Source organism: Rothia sp. CCM 9417 (assembly GCF_048513575.1).
GTDB lineage: Bacteria > Actinomycetota > Actinomycetes > Actinomycetales > Micrococcaceae > Rothia.
Genome location: NZ_JBLXXT010000005.1, coordinates 99358 through 117349, shown reverse-complemented (window position 1 = coordinate 117349; position 17992 = coordinate 99358). Strand labels below are relative to the sequence as shown.

The window sequence follows — 17992 nt, the reverse complement described above, 5'->3', positions numbered from 1 at the left end:
AAAAGCTCCGGGCCCACTGGCCCGGAGCTTTTGGCGTCTAGGCCGCGAAGTCACTCCCGATGGGTAGTAGAATACTGGGCTCCTCCAACCCCAGTAAGAGGAGCGGGTTAATGTAGCCCATGCCGTGAGCTGCAGTGGATTGAGTGCTCATCGGCTCTCGGACACCCCAGTGCAAACAATGGCCTTCTGGGCAGTGCTGAATAAGCGGGTCAAGGCGGGCGATAGGATCTCCGGCGGCTACAGTGGCGCCGACAGGTAGCGGGTCGGTGATCGGTTCAAAACTTGACCTGCGGCCATCGGGGTGTTCCAGTGTTATGACCTGCCGGTCCACTACGGTGCCCGAAAAGACAACCGTCCCTGCTGCCGGAGCTAGAACCTTTCCGTCAGCTTCTAAAGCTAGGTCTACCCCTCGGTGCCCGGCGCTCCACTTGGCGGCTGGCTTCTCAAAAGCCTTCACCACCGTTAGTTGGCCCGCTAGAGGTGCCTGCCACACGGTGTTGCCTGCCTCCGCACAGGGACTAGAGACTATGACCCCTAAGAGGGCACACAGACAGTAGGCCAGCCACTGCCAACCCGACCGTAAGTAGATAGTTCTGAATTCCGGCTTGCCGCGCGGTGCACAAAGAATCACGGGCTATAACCTCCCTAGAAGAAGCACCCCTTACCCCCGGTACCTGCTCCCTAGAAGTAATCCGATATCTACCACTGGAAAACTGCCACCGCAAGCCCCCAAACCCCTGTGCTTAAAGCTCAAAAATGCGGTATAGTCGTAGATTGCAGTTTGCCGTTTGTCACCCCGCCCTGAGCGGAACACAAAACGGTAAGGGGAAGCCTTTTTACATGGTGACTCCTCCGCTGAAGCCTGACAGGTTTACCTGCCCAGCATTCACCCGGATCTGACGTCGCGTAACACCCAGCAGCTCACCCGAGTTGATAAGGAACTTTCGGTCCGGCCCTCATGGGTCGGTGAAGGTCCGAGAATCAGCCGCCGCTCCAGCGGCTGAATCGGGGCGTTACCAGGGGAGCGAGGCAAGAGCCTCATAGCCTCCACATGTAAACCGATAACTACTATGCACGGTGCGCGGTTAGCCTGGAATCAGGGGCCCGCCCGGCACTTACCTCAATATAAGGAGACGACATGCCCGTCGTAACTATGCGCCAGCTTCTCGATTCAGGTGTCCACTTTGGTCACCAGACCCGTCGCTGGAACCCCAAGATGAAGCGCTTCATCTTCACCGAGCGCAACGGCATCTACATCATCGACCTGCAGCAGTCACTAGCATTCATCGACCAGGCATACGAAGCTGTTAAGGCAACCGTTGCCCACGGCGGCACCGTTCTGTTCGTTGGTACCAAGAAGCAGGCTCAGGAAGCCATCGCTGAACAGGCTACCCGCGTGAACATGCCCTACGTTAACCACCGCTGGCTCGGTGGTATGCTCACCAACTTTGCCACCGTTTCAAAGCGTATCGACCGCATGAAGGAACTTGAGCAGATCGACTTCGATGATGTCGCAGGCTCACAGTTCACCAAGAAGGAACTGCTCCTTCTGCGTCGCGAACACGAGAAGCTGGAAAAGACCCTCGGTGGTATCCGCAACCTGACCAAGGCTCCTTCCCTGGTCTGGATCGTAGACACCAAGAAGGAGCACCTCGCTGTTGACGAAGCCAAGAAGCTCGGCATCCCCGTTGTAGCTATCCTGGATACCAACTGCGACCCCGATGAGGTTTCCTTCCCCATCCCCGGCAACGACGACGCTATCCGCTCCGTCAACCTGCTGACCCGCGTTATCGCCGATGCAGTTGCCGAAGGCCTGCTGGAACGCGAAAACAAGAAGGCCGGCAAGTCAGCTACCGCTTCCGAAGAGCCCATGGCTGAATGGGAACGCGAACTGCTGGAGCAGCACGAATCAGCTACCAAGGCTGAAGCTCCCGCTGAAGAAGCTAAGTAAGACAGCATCATAGAGATAACGGCACCCGCCCACATTCGGTGGGTGCCGTTCTTTCACCCCGGCCCCCCCGGGGACAATAGATTTATCCCAATCTGTTCAAACACCAAGGAGTTCACATGGCGAACTACACCGCAGCAGACATCAAGGCTCTGCGCGAAAAGACCGGCGCTGGCATGCTCGACGTCAAGAAGGCTCTCGACGAGGCTAACGGCGACCAGCAGAAGGCAATGGAGATCATCCGCGTTAAGGGCCTCAAGGGCGTTACCAAGCGCGAAGGCCGCGCCACCGCTGAGGGCCTGGTTGCCGCTCGCGTTGAAAACGGCGTTGGCTTCATGATCGAAGTTAACTCAGAAACCGACTTCGTTGCTAAGTCCGAGCCTTTCATCAAGTTCGGTAACGATGTTCTCGAAGCCGCTATCGCAGCAAACGCTTCTACCCTGGATGAGCTCAAGGCAGCTTCTTTCGAGGGTAAGACCGTTGAGGAGCTCACCACCGAAGCAGGCGCACTGCTTGGAGAGAAGATCGTTGTTCGTCGCGTAGCACGCGTTGAAGGTGAAAACGTAGCAGTTTACCTGCACAAGACCTCCAAGGACCTGCCCGCGCAGGTTGGCGTTCTGCTGGCTGTCTCCGGTGAGAACACTGACGAGGTCGCTCACGATGTCGCTGTTCACATTGCGGCTATGAGCCCCAAGTACCTCAACTCAGACTCCATCTCCGCTGAGGATATCGAAGCTGAGAAGCGCGTTGCCGAAGAAACCGCTCGCGGTGAAGGCAAGCCCGAGCAGATCATCCCCAAGATTGTTGAAGGTAAGCTCAAGTCCTTCTACAAGGAAAACACCCTGCTCGACCAGGACTTCGCCAAGGATTCATCCAAGTCTGTTGCTGCAGTTCTGACCGAAAACGGTGCAAGCGCAACCGCTTTCGAGCGTTTCCGCGTCGGCGCCTAAAGCCCGCCACCGGACGGTGCCCCAACCTAAGCCTGTAAGGGCATGTGATTGAGCACCAAAAATGCCCTGAACAAAGGGGAGCCCCCGCAAGGAGGCTCCCCTTTGCCGTATGCTAGAAGAAAAGCGTGTATCCAACCGGGTACCGCAAAAAAATTTTGACTATTTTCAGGGAGGGCCCTCATGACAGAGGCAACCAGCAAGATCCACAAGGACGACACCGGTAGGCGTCGCGTCCTGCTCAAGCTCTCTGGCGAAGTCTTTGGCGGCGGAGAAGTTGGTATTTCCACCGAGGTCGTTCGCGGAATAGCAGAGCAGATTGCATCAACTATCGGCAAGGTTGAGGTTGCGGTTGTTGTGGGAGGCGGAAACTTCTTCCGCGGTGCTGAATTGTCTGAAGCCGGCATGGACCGTTCTCGCGCTGACAACATCGGTATGCTCGGTACAGTTATGAACTCCCTGGCCCTGCAGGATTTCTTGGAGCAGGCCGGCATCGATACCCGCGTTCAGTCAGCAATTTCCATGCAGCAGGTGGCAGAAAACTACATTCCCCGTCGCGCCATCCGCCACATGCAGAAAGACCGCGTGGTCATCTTCGGTGCCGGCGCAGGCCTGCCCTATTTCTCCACCGATACCGTCTCTGCTCAGCGTGCACTAGAAATCCACGCTGACGAGGTCCTGGTCGCTAAGAACGGTGTGGATGGTATCTACACCGCCGACCCCAAGAAGGACCCCGCTGCTGAGCGTCTCTCCAAGCTCACCTATGATGAAGCTCTGCTGCGCAACATTCGGGTGATGGACCAGACCGCCTTCTCCCTCTGCAAAGATAACAAGGTCACCATGCGCGTCTTTGGGATGCAGGGCGAGGGCAATGTGGCTCGTGCCATTCTCGGCGAGCAAATCGGCACCCTGGTCACCGCATAGGTTGGCCTCGAATGATTCCGTGCGCTCTTGCAAGCTCAACCCGCTTCCACGCACTCCATTCGGCGAGCAAATCGGCACCCTGGTCACCGCATAAGATGGTGGCCGCATAGGGGTCAACCAACACAACCTACGGGGGCACCTGCTTGATAGCAGGTGCCCCTTGCCTTAAGCAAAACCAAAAATACCCGCCCTACAATTCGCTCCCTCTAGCTTATGCCCACTAGACTAGGAAGAGACTATATAAGCGCCCAGCCACGGAGGCTAGGCACAATCAAAGGACACACGAGATGGTTGAAGAAACCCTGCAAGAAGCTGGCGAGAAGATGGACAAGTCCGTCGAGGCCCTCAAAAACGAATTTGCCTCAATCCGCACAGGCCGGGCCAACCCCGCACTCTTCGCCAACCTAACCGCTGATTACTACGGTTCGCCCACCCCCCTCCAGCAGCTCGCATCCTTCCAGACCCCCGAAGCGCGTACTGTTCTCATTACCCCCTACGATAAGAGCGCCATGGGTGCTATCGAAAAGGCTATCCGTGACTCTGACCTCGGTGCCAACCCCGCCAATGACGGCAACGTTGTGCGCGTTGTTATGCCTGAAATGACTGAGGACCGTCGTAAGGAATACATCAAGCTGGCAAACCACAAGGCCGAAGACAGCCGTGTTGCCGTTCGTAACGCCCGCCGCCAGGCCAAGACCGCCCTGGATAAGCTCGTCAAAGACGGCGAAATCGGTGAGGACGAAGGCAGCCGCGCTGAAAAGGAGCTTGACGCACTGACCAAGAAGCACACCGACCTTATCGATGCCCTGTTCAAGAGCAAGGAAGCTGAGCTGCTAGAGGTCTAAAACGGTATGACTGTTCAATCTCAAGAACAGCAGCCCCGGGCCTCAAAGGCCGGTAGGAACCTGCCCGCTGCTATCACTGTTGGCCTGGTAATGGGCGCTCTTATAGCAGTGGGCTTGTTCATTTCCCCTCTTGTTCTTGTTGTATCGTCAGCTTGTGCAGGGGCAGTAGGCACCTGGGAGGTTTCTAACGGCCTCAATCAGAAGCGGGGTATGGGCGTACCCATTATCCCCGCTGTGGGTACCGCTTTCTTCATGCCCTTTGCCGCCTACTACGGGGGAGGGCAGTGGCTTATTTTCACGGTTGTTGCCTCTATCCTTATCTTGATTGCATGGCGGCTGGTGGGGGAGCGCGACGGCATGATTATGTCGATCATGGGCTCCATCTTTGTGATGTCCTGGGTGCCCTTCATGATTTCACTTGCTCTCCTGCTCTACCGGGAAGACTCCGGGCCTGCAAAGGTCTTCATGATCTTGCTCATGGCTATTGGTAATGACACTTGGGGGTATATCGCAGGTGTCAAATGGGGTAAAACCCCTATGGCTCCCAAAATTTCGCCCAAGAAGACCTGGGAGGGCTTTGCCGGCTCCATGATTGGGTCAATGGTTGTTGGGGTTCTCTGCACTTTCTTGATTGATGAACCCTGGTGGTATGGGCTCATTGTTGCTTTCTTTTTGGTCATAGCCTCAACTGCAGGCGATCTAGGCGAGTCGATGGTCAAACGCGAAATTGGTATCAAGGACATGTCGAATATCCTGCCGGGGCACGGTGGGGTCATGGACAGGCTCGATTCGATTGTTTTTGCCATTGCTATCGGGTATGTCATTTTCTCGGTGCTGGGCGTCCTCTTCTAATAGCATTTGCTCGACAGATATAGGGAGTTATGACAGTGAAACATCGTGCACAGAGTGCTGCCCCGCAGGCGGATTCCAAACCCGCTGCAAAAAAAGCGTCGAACAGTGCTTTTACTCTGGTCGGACCCAAAGAAAATGGCTACCGCACTGCTAGCGTGGACGCTTTCTTCACTCGGCTTGCCGATGACTATGAGCTCATGCTGACCGGTGCCCAGCTGAGCAAAGATGTGAATACCTCTCGGACTATTCGCGGGGCTGTCTTTGAAGCAGAACCCGGTGGATACTTGCCTGCGGAGGTGGACCGTGCGCTGGACCGGGTTGAAGACCGATTCTCTGAGTTGGAGCGTCGTCTCTACATCCAGAAGTACGGGCAGACTACATGGAACGATGCGATTGCGGAGTTGCGCCTGCTTCTGCTGGGGCGGTTGCGCAGGCCCGATGGCGAGCGGTTCCGCCGGCCCTCCAAGCGGCTGACCAAGGGCTATTTTGTCAAAGATGTTGATGCTTTGTGCCACCAGCTGATGGAGCATCTCAAAGGCCAGCATCAACTTTTACCGGACGATATTCGTGCGGTTTCTTTCACAGCCGCTACCGGCGAACTCAGCTATGAAGAAACGCAGGTTGATGCTTTTTTGGACCGTTGCATTGAGTATCTGCAGGACACCCTATAGAAAGATCAGCTACTAAGCTGGCATAAGGCGGGCGACCCGAAAACATTTCGGTGAGCCCGCCTTTTTTGACCCGCCTACTTGTGTGTAACCCACATTACATACTAATGTGTTCTCAGTTACACAAAGGAGGTAGTGATGGCCCACTCATCACCAGAATCTGGCCAGCCCCTTGTCGATGCCGAACACGTCGACTTTAGGGCGGCTCAGAGCAGTGACAGCTTTAAGGAGCTGCGCAAAACACACCGGTCGTTTGTTTTCCCTATGACCGTGGCCTTTTTGGTCTGGTATCTGCTCTATGTCATCTTGGCGGTCTACGCACCCGGTTTTATGGCAACCAAGCTGGCTGGAAACATCAACGTAGGCATTGTCTTTGGCCTCTGTCAGTTCGTGACGACTTTTGGAATTACCGCTTTGTACATCGTCTTTGCCAACACAAAACTAGACCCTCGCTCTAGCCGCCTACGCAAGGATATTGAATCCGGCGATTACGCCCACACCAAGGCATCGTAAGGGGAATATAACAAATGACTTCTTCACTAACTGGCGTCGTGCAGGCCGCCGATGCAGCGAGCACCCAGGTGGTTGGAACTCCCTGGATTAATATGGTTGTCTTTGGCAGCTTCGTACTGATTACTATGGTGGTGGTTCTGAGAGCTTCTAAGAACAATAAGACTGCCGCCGACTACTACGCTGGAGGACGTTCCTTTAGCGGCACCCAAAACGGCCTAGCTATCGCCGGTGACTACCTTTCAGCAGCCTCCTTTCTGGGTATTGTTGGTGCTATCGCTATCCAGGGCTATGACGGCTTTCTATACTCCATCGGGTTTCTGGTTGCTTGGCTGGTAGCCCTCCTGTTGGTAGCTGAGCCCTTGCGCAATACCGGCAAGTTCACCATGGCCGATGTTCTTTCCTTCCGTCTGCGTCAGCGCCCGGTCCGTATCGCGGCCTGCATCTCGACTCTCGCTGTTACCCTCTTCTATCTGCTGGCTCAGATGGCCGGCGCCGGCGCTCTCGTGTCTCTTCTGATGGGTATTAGCTCCAAGGCCGGTCAGTCACTGGTCATCGTCGTTGTGGGTGTCCTGATGATTGTGTACGTTCTCATCGGTGGCATGAAGGGTACGACCTGGGTTCAGATCATTAAAGCTGTCCTCTTGATTAGCGGCGTTGCTGTCATGACCGTCTGGATCCTGGGTATCTACAAGTTCAACCTCTCTGATCTGCTCGGTGGTGCTGTTGAGGCCTCCGGTAACCCTAAGATGCTTGAACCGGGCCTCAAATACGGTAAGAGCGATTTGACCAAGCTGGACTTCATTTCACTTTCGCTGGCCCTGGTCTTCGGTGCTGCTGGCCTGCCCCACGTGCTCATGCGCTTCTACACCGTCCCCACGGCTAAAGAGGCCCGTAAATCAGTGGTCTGGGCTATCTCCCTGATCGGCCTGTTCTACCTCTTTACCCTGGTGCTGGGCTTTGGTGCTGCTGCACTCGTTGGTTCTGAGGCAATTAAGGCAGCTCCTGGTGGCGTGAATTCAGCGGCTCCGCTCATGGCCTACGAGTTAGGTGGCTCCTTGCTGATGGGAGTTATCGCGGCGGTAGCTTTTGCTACCATTCTTGCGGTGGTCGCTGGTCTAGCTATTACAGCCTCGGCCTCCTTCGCCCACGACATCTACACCAACGTTATATGTAAGGGGCAGTCTGATCCTGCCAAAGAAATCAGAGTGGCTAAGACGACTGTGGTGGTTATTGGCTTGCTGGCCATTGCCGGTGGTATTGGGGCCCAGGGGCAGAATGTTGCCTTCCTGGTGGCGCTTGCTTTCGCAGTGGCTGCCTCTGCTAACCTGCCGACCATCGTCTATTCCCTCTACTGGAAAGGCTTCAAGACTCGTGGCGCTCTGTGGTCCATGTATGGGGGTCTTGGGCTCTCCGTAGTTCTGATTATCTTCTCCCCGGTCATGTCCGGTGCTGAGACTTCAATGATTCCTACCGCCGACTTTGCCTGGTTCCCTCTGGCTAACCCCGGTCTTGTCGCTATTCCTGCGGCCTTCCTGCTGGGTTTCCTGGGGTCGCTGGGTGGTGAGAAAGAAGATGTTGCAACCCAGGCTGAGATGGAAGTTCGCTCTCTCACCGGGGTAGGTGCCGAAGGTGCTATTGACCACTAGCCTAACCTGCTTGATTTAGGCTGAAAGTCCCGTTGGCTTACCGCTGACGGGACTTTTCTGCTGGGATAGTTGTAAATAACACTATCACCCTACTTATTTTTATCTTGATATTTGATATAGAATAGGTAATGCTTATCCTTGCGGCTGATCATAGTCGCTAAGCAAAATATAGAAGTAGGTAACATGATTCTTTCCATCATTAGCTGGATTGTCCTCGGTCTGATCGCTGGCGCAATTGCCAAGCTCATCATGCCCGGTAAGCAAGGTGGCGGTTTTGTCGTCACCACCGCCCTCGGTATCGTGGGCGCTATGCTGGGTGGCTTCCTGGGTAGCTTCCTGCCCTTCCTTTCCGATGGTGTCAATGGCTTCAGCCTCGGCTCTGTCTTTACAGCAGTCGTTGGCGCGCTGATCGTACTCTTCATCTACCAGAAGGTAGTAGTTAAGAAGTAGCACACTTGAGAGGGCGGTAGCCCCTGAAGCAGAACCCGGTGGTTTTCCGACGACGGATACCACCGGGTTCTTTGTGCTTGAAGCCTACCGATGCGTGAGCAAAAAGGCAGGTCAAGCTCAAGTAAATCACCGGTATCAGCGCTAGGGTAGTGGTGCACCACCAAGACAAGGAAGAGCCATGCCATGAAAAGTATTACCAGAATCATAGGAGCTACCAGAGAACTCTGGCCTTTCTTCCTGGGAATCGTGCTCTGCGCGGTTCTTACCTCTGCGGCCTCACTACTTGCTCCCTTTATCATCTCCGGGGCAACCGATACCGTAGTCAATCACCTTAAGGGCTCAGCACCCACAACCGGGGCGATAATCGTCTGGTTGGCGGCGGCATACCTAGCGGCTCAACTGGTGAGTGTACTTACCACTAACCTTGGAGGTTACCTGGGAGATATCATGAGCCAGCGCATGCGCACCATACTTTCGGTGCGCTACTACGAGAAGCTTCTTTCTTTACCCCTGCCTTATTTCGACTCGGAACTGACCGGCACTATCATCGCTCGCCTGAACCGCTCTATTGCCGAGGTCACCCAGTTCGTCAAGACCATGTCGAACACCTTTATCTCCCTGGTACTTACTACAGTTTCGGTGATTGTGATTAGCTCCCTCTACTACTGGCCACTGGGATTGCTTCTCATTCTTATCTTCCCCGTCTACTTTTGGCTGACCAGTAAAACCAGCAGCAAATGGCAGGTCTGGGAGGGCCAGAAAAACCAGAAAATTGATCTTGCATCAGGCCGTTTTGCCGAGGTCATCGGTCAGATTCGTGTCGTTAAATCATTTGGGCAGGAAGAGCGCGAACTGACTCGCTTTAAAACTCTCTTTAGCGATACCATCAGCTTGACCGCCACCCAATCCCGGTTCTGGCACAGCATGGACGTGGCCCGACTGAGCTTTCTAAACCTGATCTTTTTCGGTCTCTACCTGCTGATTTTCCTGCGGACCCTGGCCGGTGATTTTTCCATTGGTGACATGGTGCTACTCATTCAGCTTCTAGCTATGGCGGTTGCTCCCATCAATTCTCTGTCCTGGATCGTTGATAGCGCCCAGCGAGCTATTACCGGATCCAAGGACTACTTCGATGTCATGGAACGAGAATCGGACCCCCGAGCTTTAGCAATTACCCGTGAGGGGGCACCGGAATACACTCAGCCGGCGGCTATCACTGCATCTGAGGGCCAGGAACTGGTTCGCTTTGAAGAGGTGAGCTTTGGCTATGACGGCGAAGAGGATGTGCTACACAAGATCGACCTGAGCGTCAAGCGCGGTGAACGTATTGCGTTCGTGGGCGAATCCGGCGGCGGTAAATCAACGCTCATGTCGCTCCTAGAAGGCCTCTATGACCCCCGTACTGGTTCGGTTACCGTTGACGGTATGGATATCGCTGGCAGTGACCTGACCCAGGTTCGTTCTTTAATCGGCATGGTCTTTCAGGATCCCTCCCTGTTCTCGGGCACTATTGCCGAGAACATTTCCTACGCACAGCCGCAGGCCAGCCGGGAACAGATTATTGAGGCGGCTATCAAAGCCAATGCCCACGAATTCATCACCAAGTTCGCCGATGGCTACGACTCGCTCATTGGTGAGCGCGGACTCAAGCTCTCAGGAGGGCAAAAACAGCGGATAGCCATAGCTAGAGCAATCCTCAAAGATGCTCCCATCCTCATTCTTGATGAGGCAACCAGCGCCCTGGACACCAAGGCCGAGCGTGCTGTGCAGAAGGGCCTGGAGGAGCTGATGCAGGGGCGTACTTCTCTTATCATTGCCCACAGATTGTCAACTATTGCACGTGTAGACCGCATCGTCACACTTAAGGATGGGCAGATTGATGAGATCGGCAGTCCGGACCAACTAGCAGCTTCAGGAGGTATCTACGCAGAGCTACTTGAGTTGCAAAACAGCGGAGGTAAAACCATAGCTAAGAAACTAAAAAACTTCGATATTATTGGGTAGCATCAAAAAGATAGTCCCTGCTGAAGGCCCTAAGACCTCTGCCAGGGGGCCTGAGCGACGTCTTCCATGATACGGGGTAGGGGAATGAAAAAATTTTTGCTGGTCTTGGGGCTTGCCACCGCCGGTCACTGTGCTTACTGGCATCGGAAAGCACAGAAACAGGTTAACCCTCAGTTCTGGGGCCCGCGGCTCTATCTGGCACCCCTACAGGGCTTCTACGCAAGTCTTGGCTACCTCTTACCTGAGCCCCAGCGCAACTACCTCCGGGTAGCTCAACCTGTAGCGGGGGTTAAAGTTGAGCGGATTGAGCTGTCTTCCGCTGGGGTAAGCCTCAGCTCCTTTCTCAACCTCCCTGCACAGCGTCAGTCCGAAGGTGCTGTGCTCTTTATTCATGGTGGCGGACATCTTTTATCAAGTGCGGGACCTGCTCAGACTTATGCTAGTGCTCTGGCGCGAGATCTTGGTGTTCCCGTCCTCAACGTTGAATACCGTAACGCTGGTGAGGCACCTTTCCCAGCAGACTTAGATGACTGCTATAAGGCTTTGCAATGGTTGCAATCCTCAGGGCAGAAATATGGCTTTGACCCTTCATTGATTGCTGTATGCGGCCAGAGCGCCGGCGGGGGACTGGCTGCCTCCTTAGCTCAGCGGGCCTTGGACGCAGGCAACCCTCTCAACTTTCAGGCCTTGATTTACCCCATGCTCGATGATCGTACTACCGACCGATCAGATACGCAGGGGCGCGGCACCTATGCCTGGACCCCCCTGGATAATAAGATCGCCTGGAACACCTATCTTGGTGGGCAGGCAGGAGCTCCCTCACTGCCTGCCTATGCAGCACCAGCGCGCAGGCAAAACCTGGCTGGCCTCCCTCCAGCCTGGATAGGTGTCGGTGACCAGGACCTTTTTTACCCGGAAGGGTGGGACTACCATCAGCGCTTATTGCAGGCCGGCGTGGAGAGCAAATTTCACCAGGTGCAAGGTATGTACCATGCGGCTGACATGATTTTCCCTGAGAGCCAACTCATCCGTGATTTTTATTCATCCATGCTCAGCGCGCTCAGAGCCTCTTTCGAAAACTAGTATGTGAGAAAATGAAGCCATGCGATTTGGTTCTAGTCAGTCCCACCCAAGCTCAGCTTTGGCCCTCACTGATCAGCTAAAAGATTTTCTGGCGCAGGGGCGTACCGTCACCCTCCTGGGGTCAACCGGATCTATCGGAACTCAGGGCCTACAGGTGATTGACCACCTCAACGCTTTAGCGGGCGCTAAAAGTGGGTCAGACGGTGCCCCGGTTCGTGTGCTGGCTTTGGCCGCGGGTGGGCGTTCGGTCGCTGCTCTGGCTGAGCAAGCTGCCCGTTTGCGGCCTCAGCTGGTGGCAACAAGCGGTGGGGAAGATGCTGCTCGCACCCTGCGTGAGGCTCTGGGAGCACTTGCACCGGGCTACGCCCCGCAGATTGAATGGGGGCAGGATGCCGCTACCCGGGCATCGGAAGCTGGTGCCGATGTAGTGCTCAACGGTATTACCGGCTCTATCGGGCTCAGGCCCACCCTGGCAGCCCTGACGGCTGGCTCTCAGGTTGCCCTAGCTAATAAAGAGTCGCTGATCGCTGGCGGTGAGCTGGTCAAAGCCGCCGTTGATGCCTCACCCCTGGAACAACCCATGGTGCCGGTAGATTCGGAGCACTCGGCACTCGCCCAGGCACTTTCAGCCGGGAGCGACCGCGAAATTGATCGACTGATTCTCACGGCCAGCGGCGGGCCTTTCCGGGGTATGAGCTACGAGCAACTGCGGGAGGTCACTCCGGCCCAGGCCCTGGCTCACCCGACCTGGGATATGGGCCTGGTTGTTACCACTAATTCGGCGTCTATGGTCAATAAGGCTCTTGAGGTTCTTGAAGCACATCACCTGTTCGGTATTGACCTTGACCGTATCGATGTGACTGTTCACCGCCAGTCCATCGTTCATTCCATGGTGCAGTTTGTGGACGGCTCAACCATTGCTCAGGCTTCACCGCCGACCATGCTCTTGCCGATTGCCCTGGGCCTGACCTGGCCCCACCGCATCCCTGGTGTGGCTCAGCCTTGCGACTGGACCCAGGCCAGCCAATGGACCTTTGAGCCACTGGATAAGACAGCTTTCCCAGCTGTAGAGATCATTAAAGAGGCAGGCAAGCGCGGCGGTACCTTCCCGGCTGTTTTCAACGCAGCTAATGAAGAGGCCGTTGCAGCCTTCCACGCCGGGAAAATTCGTTTTACCGACATGATTGAGACTGCCGGCCGTCTGCTGGATGAGCATGCCCAGTCAGCTTGGTGCGCTGAAAGCGGCTCCCTGACCCTTGAAGCAGTCCTAGGGGCGGAGAGCTGGGCTCGTACCCGCGCCCACGAGATTCTGGCCGATTAGTTCTCTGCCACACCTGGCTTGGTATATATGAAGAAACCCTGCAAAAATGGGGTCGGCACCAGGCAAAAAGCAGGTGCCGACCTTGAAAGTATGCATATCGCATAAGTTATTGGTGGGTTGCAGAGCCCTACCTGGGTTTTAGAGGGTCGTATGGGAGCATCAACACTAATGTTGAAACCACTGGCTAGCTCTTGACGCTGTACTCGATGCATAAAACTGGGCAAGAATACGAGCTCGTGAGGTACTCATTACTTGAACAAAAACTATGGGGAAGATTCCGACTCTCATTACAAGACCTTCGATATTTCTTCACCGTAAGGCCAGCCGATGATAACTATCACAAGAAAAATGATAATGAGCCCCAACAGGAGATAAAATATTTTATGATTTGTATTCATATCATTTTATCAAAATTGGACTGAACACGAATTATCACCAACACTAACGCCTTTATTGTACCCAATAAGCCTCGCACACTGAGTGTGTCCCCGTAATTCGTACCCAAGTGGCCTAAAAGAGAAATAATTGTTAGCTACCATTCGTGCGCTTACTGTCCCATAGATACCTGAAGATGGTTTTGAGCTTGTGAGAAACCACTCCGGCATATACGTTTGCCCCCAATGGTTAGTTGCAGTGCTACTGGTAATCCGGCCACTTGCATAGCACCATTTACCCTTGACCGTCGTCGTAAACAAAAGATTACCGAATACATTATTCTGATAGCTTTGAATTGATGCATTCCAACAACCGGACATTGGTATAGCTCTTATCAAGGAGGGTGCAGCAATAAAAATTGATGAATTTTCACTGGCGACTGCTGTAAAGTCTTCAAAAAATCGACGCCCATCCACCGTCAGGGAATCCAGAGGGTCTTTTGATGTTCCTGAGTTTACTATTTTCTGGTAAATATCGTTGTATTTTTCTTGAGGTGAGAGAGAGAGGAAGCGTTAGCCAGCGATATGCTAAGAGTTGACAACGACAGGGCGAGTAAAAGCATGAGAAAGGAATTCGCCGTGGTGTGCATAGAATTTCCTTGCGCTTGGAGATTTCTTTATGAAACCTGCTTGGGTTAGGTGCCTAGAATTCTAAGCGATGAGGTGAATCCTAGTCAAGAGATTTTTATAGAATTTTTGCAATAATATTATGATGGTTTAATTCGATGCGCATATAAAAACCCACCCCTATCTTCCCTCTGAAAACGAAAAAAGGGGTGACGCTCTTTTTATGCAACATTCATGCCCAAAAGACGGTTAGTAGACGGCGAGCCCGCGTGCCCGGAAGATATCGCGGGCCGCTTCGGTGTCTTCGCGGCTGGGGGGCTTCACATCGGCTAACTGGTAGTCATAGCCCAGGGACTCCCATTTGTCGGTGCCCATCTGGTGGAAGGGCAGAACCTCAACCCGCTCCACGATGTTGCGCCAGCGGCAGACGATATCGGCAACCTTCTCGATATTGTCGGGGTCATCGGTGTAGCCGGGGACCAGAACAAAACGAATCCAGGTCTTAATACCCAGCGCTGAGAGCCGATCCCCAAAGTCAATAGTGGGTTGGAGAGCTCTTCCGGTAAGTTTCTGGTAGACCTCTTCAGAACCAGATTTAACATCGAGTAAGACCAGGTCAACGTTTTCAAGGAACTGATCTGTTGCGTGAGCACCCAGGAACCCGGAGGTGTCAATGCAGGTATGAATACCCAAAGACTTGGCGCTCATGAGGATATTCTCAGCAAAGGGGCGTTGCATGAGCACCTCACCCCCGGAGATAGTAATACCGCCACCGGTAGCTTTAAAGATTTTGCGCATGCGCTTAATCTTCTTCATCAGATCTGAGGCCATGATGGGCTGACCGTCCTTCATCTTGAAGGTGTCAGGGTTATGGCAATAAAGGCAACGGAGCGGGCAACCGTTCATGAAGATGGTCATGCGGGTGCCCGGGCCGTCAACAGCTGTCACCAGTTCCCAGGAATGGATAGAACCGAGCTGGCCCTCGCGCATGAGCTTAATCTGGACAGAGCGCTCCAGCTCCGTCATCTCACCCAGGCCCCAGGTTCCAGCCCCAGAATGCCGGTCCGCCGGCGGAGCAAAAGTTAGCTCGCCGGCGGTATCGGTGACATCGTGTGTGACGTCGAGAGACATAGGAACCTATGCCCCGTGGTGGAAGGTGCGTGAGAGTACGTCTAGCTGCTGCTCACGGGTCAGGCGCACAAAGTTAACCGCGTAGCCCGAGACGCGAACGGTCAGGTTGGGGTAGTTATCGGGGTTCTCCATTGCGTCCTCAAGGGTTTCGCGGTTGAGAACATTGATATTTGCGTGGTAGAGGCCCTTGGGGGCGGTCTTGGTGGCGCGATTTGCCTTCATAGAAGCCAGACGCTCTTCGTAGGTCTTTACAGCCATGGTTTTCTCCTTAGTGATGAGGTGTTGATAGGGTTGCCGCCCCGGTCGAGGGGGCCAACCTGCTGGTGCAGGATCGGCGGGCACCCCTCGACCGGGACACTAAATCTATTGAGTTTTAGTCTTCTTCGGGGATAAAGCCGGCATCGAGGATGCCAACTAGGTTGGTTACCTGCTCGTCCTTGGTGCGGCCAAGACCGTTGGGGGTGATGGTATTAGTTAGGGAGATACCGTCCAGGGCGTCCTCGTAGTCCAGCTTGCCGACCGAGAGCATAGAGGCAACCATGCCGTGGGTGTCCATACCGTTCTCTGGGTTGGCGCCGGGGGAGAAGGGGGTACCCGCACGGTGGCCAGAGGGGAAGGAACCTGTTGCCTTACCGTAGACCACGTTAGAGGTAATGGTCAGAACCGACTGGGTGGGGATAGCATCGCGATAGAGCGGGATAGCCTTAATCTTCTCCATCACGGTGTGAACGATGGTTGCGGCGATATCATCGGCGCGGTCATCGTCGTTACCGTAGGTGGGGAAGTCGCCTTCGGTAATGTAGTCCACAATCAGGCCAGTTTCGTCACGAACCGGGGTGACCTTGGCGTACTTGATAGCAGCCAGGGAGTCAGCAACGATGGACAGACCAGCGATACCGCAACCCATGGCACGGATAATATCCGAGTCATGCAGGGCCATTTCGATGGACTCGTAGGCGTACTTGTCGTGGCTGTAGTGAATGATGTTCAGAGCCTCAACGTAGGTGGCAACGACCCAGTCCAGCATCTCTTCGTACTTGAGCCAGACATCATCAAAGTCCAGGGGGCCGTCGCCGGTGACAGGTTCGTAGCCCTCAACAACCTGCTTGCCGGTCATCTCATCGCGACCACCGTTGATGGCGTAGAGCAGAGCCTTAGCGGCGTTGACGCGAGCGCCGAAGAACTGCATCTGCTTACCAATCTTCATGGGTGAGACACAGCAGGCAATGGCTACGTCGTCGCCCCACTGCTCACGAATCTGGGGGTCAGACTCGTACTGGATGGAGGAGGTCTCAATGGAGATAGCGGCGCAGAATTCCTTGTAACCGGCGGGTAGATTCTCGTCCCAGAAGATGGTGATATTGGGTTCTGGGGCGGGGCCCAGGTTACGTAAGGTTTGGAGCAGACGGAAGGAGGTTTTGGTGACCAGGGTGCGACCGTCGCTGGTGAAGCCACCGTCGGACCAGGTAGCCCAGTAGGGGTCGCCGGAGAAAATCTGATCGTAGTCGATGGTGCGTAGGAAGCGAACGATACGCAGCTTGATGACCAGGGCATCAATCATTTCCTGAGCATCGGATTCGGTAATCAGGCCAGCGGCTAGGTCACGCTCAAAGTAGATATCTAGGAAGCCGGAGAGGCGACCAATAGACATGGCGGCGCCATCCTGTGACTTAACCGATGCCAGGTAGGCGAAATAGGTCCATTGAACGGCTTCCTGGGCGGTGCGGGCAGGATGGGAAATATCGAAGCCGTAGAGCGCTGCCATCTTCTTGAGACGTTTCAGAGCCTTAATCTGCTCTGAGTGTTCCTCGCGGTAGCGAGCCCAGTGCTCACTGAAGCCACGGTCAGCTACAGCGTCCTTAGCGCGTTCCTTATCGGCAATCAGGTTATCGACACCGTAGAGCGCTACACGGCGGTAATCACCGATGATGCGACCACGGCCGTAGGCATCGGGCAGGCCTGTGATGATGTGCGAGGAGCGAGCCGCGCGAATGCGGGGGGTGTAGATATCAAAGACGGCATCGTTGTGGGTTTTGCGGTACTCGGTGAAAATCTTCTTGATGTTTTCATCGGGTTCCTTGCCAGCTTCGCGGATAGCGGTCTCAACCATGCGCCAGCCGCCGTTGGGCATCATGGCGCGTTTGAGCGGAACATCGGTCTGTAGACCAACGACAACATCGTCGTCTTCAGAGATGTAGCCCGCAGGGAATGCATCAATTTCGGCGGGGGTCTTGGTGTCTACGTCGTATACACGGTTCTTGCGCTCTACGGAGAGGTAGTTCTTTTCAAGAGTGTCCCAGACACGCAGGGTCTTTTCGGTGGGGCCAGCTAAGAAACTGGAGTCCCCCTCGTAGGGGGTGAAGTTAGCGAAGATGAACCCTCGCACATCGATGCTGTCCTGCCAGGGGCCGGGTGCAAAACCCTCCCAGGCGCTCGCAGAATGTTCGTTGACAAAGACTCCAGCGGTGGCGGGAGCTTCAACCTGTGCGGTCATAAATGGTACTCCTTGTCAGAAGTGACGGTGCGGGCGCACGGGAGCGGGCGCTCGATGATTTTTCACTCTTTGATTGTGGCTTAAAGTGCGGCAAAAATAAAATCTGCATAAAATATGCTTGATTATATTTAATCTGCATAGCTCAGAGCGTTTTCCCATGTCAAG

16 protein-coding genes are annotated in these 17992 nt (G+C 54.6%); 12 read left to right on the top strand and 4 right to left on the bottom strand.

Annotated features, from left to right (window positions below):
- Nucleotides 1-37: 37 nt before the first annotated feature.
- Complete coding sequence (locus ACN082_RS07405; protein ID WP_419100219.1) at nucleotides 38-493, bottom strand: M23 family metallopeptidase; 456 nt, start codon at nucleotides 491-493, stop codon at nucleotides 38-40.
- Between the two features lie 645 nt (nucleotides 494-1138).
- Here ACN082_RS07405 and rpsB point away from each other — a divergent pair.
- The 12 genes from rpsB to dxr all read left to right on the top strand — a co-directional run bounded on the left by rpsB (nucleotide 1139) and on the right by dxr (nucleotide 13201).
- Nucleotides 1139-1951: a 30S ribosomal protein S2 gene (rpsB, locus tag ACN082_RS07400; protein WP_419100218.1), complete on the top strand. Its 813-nt coding sequence runs from the start codon at nucleotides 1139-1141 to the stop codon at nucleotides 1949-1951.
- Between the two features lie 116 nt (nucleotides 1952-2067).
- A complete protein-coding gene (gene tsf / locus ACN082_RS07395; protein ID WP_419100217.1) occupies nucleotides 2068-2898 on the top strand; it encodes a translation elongation factor Ts in 831 nt (276 codons plus the stop codon).
- Nucleotides 2899-3078: 180 nt separating this feature from the next.
- Nucleotides 3079-3819 carry a UMP kinase gene (gene pyrH / locus ACN082_RS07390; protein WP_419100216.1) on the top strand — a complete coding sequence of 247 codons (741 nt, stop codon included), beginning with the start codon at nucleotides 3079-3081 and terminating at the stop codon, nucleotides 3817-3819.
- 287 nt (nucleotides 3820-4106) lie between these two features.
- On the top strand, nucleotides 4107-4664 hold the full coding sequence (frr, locus tag ACN082_RS07385; protein ID WP_419100215.1) for a ribosome recycling factor: 558 nt from the start codon (nucleotides 4107-4109) through the stop codon (nucleotides 4662-4664).
- Between the two features lie 6 nt (nucleotides 4665-4670).
- A complete protein-coding gene (locus ACN082_RS07380) occupies nucleotides 4671-5516 on the top strand; it encodes a phosphatidate cytidylyltransferase (protein WP_419100214.1) in 846 nt (281 codons plus the stop codon).
- A gap of 29 nt (nucleotides 5517-5545) precedes the next feature.
- Nucleotides 5546-6187, top strand: a complete 642-nt coding sequence (locus ACN082_RS07375; RefSeq protein ID WP_419100213.1) for a DivIVA domain-containing protein — start codon at nucleotides 5546-5548, stop codon at nucleotides 6185-6187.
- A 135-nt stretch (nucleotides 6188-6322) separates the two neighbouring features.
- Nucleotides 6323-6697 carry a DUF485 domain-containing protein gene (locus ACN082_RS07370; protein WP_419100212.1) on the top strand — a complete coding sequence of 125 codons (375 nt, stop codon included), beginning with the start codon at nucleotides 6323-6325 and terminating at the stop codon, nucleotides 6695-6697.
- Between the two features lie 92 nt (nucleotides 6698-6789).
- Nucleotides 6790-8343 (top strand): cation acetate symporter, encoded by a 1554-nt coding sequence (locus ACN082_RS07365; protein WP_419100245.1) that lies wholly within the window; start codon nucleotides 6790-6792, stop codon nucleotides 8341-8343.
- 183 nt (nucleotides 8344-8526) lie between these two features.
- The gene (locus ACN082_RS07360; protein WP_419100211.1) at nucleotides 8527-8793 is read left to right on the top strand and encodes a GlsB/YeaQ/YmgE family stress response membrane protein; all 267 of its coding nucleotides are present in this window, start codon (nucleotides 8527-8529) and stop codon (nucleotides 8791-8793) included.
- A gap of 183 nt (nucleotides 8794-8976) precedes the next feature.
- Complete coding sequence (locus tag ACN082_RS07355; RefSeq protein ID WP_419100210.1) at nucleotides 8977-10797, top strand: ABC transporter ATP-binding protein; 1821 nt, start codon at nucleotides 8977-8979, stop codon at nucleotides 10795-10797.
- An 84-nt stretch (nucleotides 10798-10881) separates the two neighbouring features.
- Entirely contained in the window at nucleotides 10882-11880 is a 999-nt protein-coding gene (locus ACN082_RS07350) for an alpha/beta hydrolase (protein WP_419100209.1), read from the top strand.
- A 19-nt stretch (nucleotides 11881-11899) separates the two neighbouring features.
- The gene (dxr, locus tag ACN082_RS07345; RefSeq protein WP_419100208.1) at nucleotides 11900-13201 is read left to right on the top strand and encodes a 1-deoxy-D-xylulose-5-phosphate reductoisomerase; all 1302 of its coding nucleotides are present in this window, start codon (nucleotides 11900-11902) and stop codon (nucleotides 13199-13201) included.
- Nucleotides 13202-14451: 1250 nt separating this feature from the next.
- Here the strand turns inward: dxr and pflA are convergent.
- From pflA to ACN082_RS07330, 3 genes are all read right to left on the bottom strand, one after another.
- Nucleotides 14452-15333 carry a pyruvate formate-lyase-activating protein gene (gene pflA / locus ACN082_RS07340; RefSeq protein ID WP_419100207.1) on the bottom strand — a complete coding sequence of 294 codons (882 nt, stop codon included), beginning with the start codon at nucleotides 15331-15333 and terminating at the stop codon, nucleotides 14452-14454.
- Nucleotides 15334-15339: 6 nt separating this feature from the next.
- The gene (grcA2, locus tag ACN082_RS07335) at nucleotides 15340-15591 is read right to left on the bottom strand and encodes an autonomous glycyl radical cofactor GrcA2 (protein WP_419100206.1); all 252 of its coding nucleotides are present in this window, start codon (nucleotides 15589-15591) and stop codon (nucleotides 15340-15342) included.
- Nucleotides 15592-15706: 115 nt separating this feature from the next.
- Nucleotides 15707-17827 (bottom strand): pyruvate formate lyase family protein, encoded by a 2121-nt coding sequence (locus ACN082_RS07330; protein WP_419100205.1) that lies wholly within the window; start codon nucleotides 17825-17827, stop codon nucleotides 15707-15709.
- Nucleotides 17828-17992: the final 165 nt, after the last annotated feature.

Excerpts from the sequence above, each read along its gene's own strand:
- rpsB (WP_419100218.1), top strand. The coding sequence starts at position 1,139 with ATGCCCGTCGTAACTATGCGCCAGCTTCTCGATTCAGGTGTCCACTTT.
- tsf (WP_419100217.1), top strand. The coding sequence starts at position 2,068 with ATGGCGAACTACACCGCAGCAGACATCAAGGCTCTGCGCGAAAAGACC.
- pyrH (WP_419100216.1), top strand. The coding sequence starts at position 3,079 with ATGACAGAGGCAACCAGCAAGATCCACAAGGACGACACCGGTAGGCGT.
- frr (WP_419100215.1), top strand. The coding sequence starts at position 4,107 with ATGGTTGAAGAAACCCTGCAAGAAGCTGGCGAGAAGATGGACAAGTCC.
- ACN082_RS07380 (WP_419100214.1), top strand. The coding sequence starts at position 4,671 with ATGACTGTTCAATCTCAAGAACAGCAGCCCCGGGCCTCAAAGGCCGGT.
- ACN082_RS07375 (WP_419100213.1), top strand. The coding sequence starts at position 5,546 with ATGACAGTGAAACATCGTGCACAGAGTGCTGCCCCGCAGGCGGATTCC.
- ACN082_RS07370 (WP_419100212.1), top strand. The coding sequence starts at position 6,323 with ATGGCCCACTCATCACCAGAATCTGGCCAGCCCCTTGTCGATGCCGAA.
- ACN082_RS07365 (WP_419100245.1), top strand. The coding sequence starts at position 6,790 with ATGGTTGTCTTTGGCAGCTTCGTACTGATTACTATGGTGGTGGTTCTG.
- ACN082_RS07360 (WP_419100211.1), top strand. The coding sequence starts at position 8,527 with ATGATTCTTTCCATCATTAGCTGGATTGTCCTCGGTCTGATCGCTGGC.
- ACN082_RS07355 (WP_419100210.1), top strand. The coding sequence starts at position 8,977 with ATGAAAAGTATTACCAGAATCATAGGAGCTACCAGAGAACTCTGGCCT.
- ACN082_RS07350 (WP_419100209.1), top strand. The coding sequence starts at position 10,882 with ATGAAAAAATTTTTGCTGGTCTTGGGGCTTGCCACCGCCGGTCACTGT.
- dxr (WP_419100208.1), top strand. The coding sequence starts at position 11,900 with ATGCGATTTGGTTCTAGTCAGTCCCACCCAAGCTCAGCTTTGGCCCTC.
- pflA (WP_419100207.1), bottom strand. The coding sequence starts at position 15,333 with ATGTCTCTCGACGTCACACACGATGTCACCGATACCGCCGGCGAGCTA.
- grcA2 (WP_419100206.1), bottom strand. The coding sequence starts at position 15,591 with ATGGCTGTAAAGACCTACGAAGAGCGTCTGGCTTCTATGAAGGCAAAT.
- ACN082_RS07330 (WP_419100205.1), bottom strand. The coding sequence starts at position 17,827 with ATGACCGCACAGGTTGAAGCTCCCGCCACCGCTGGAGTCTTTGTCAAC.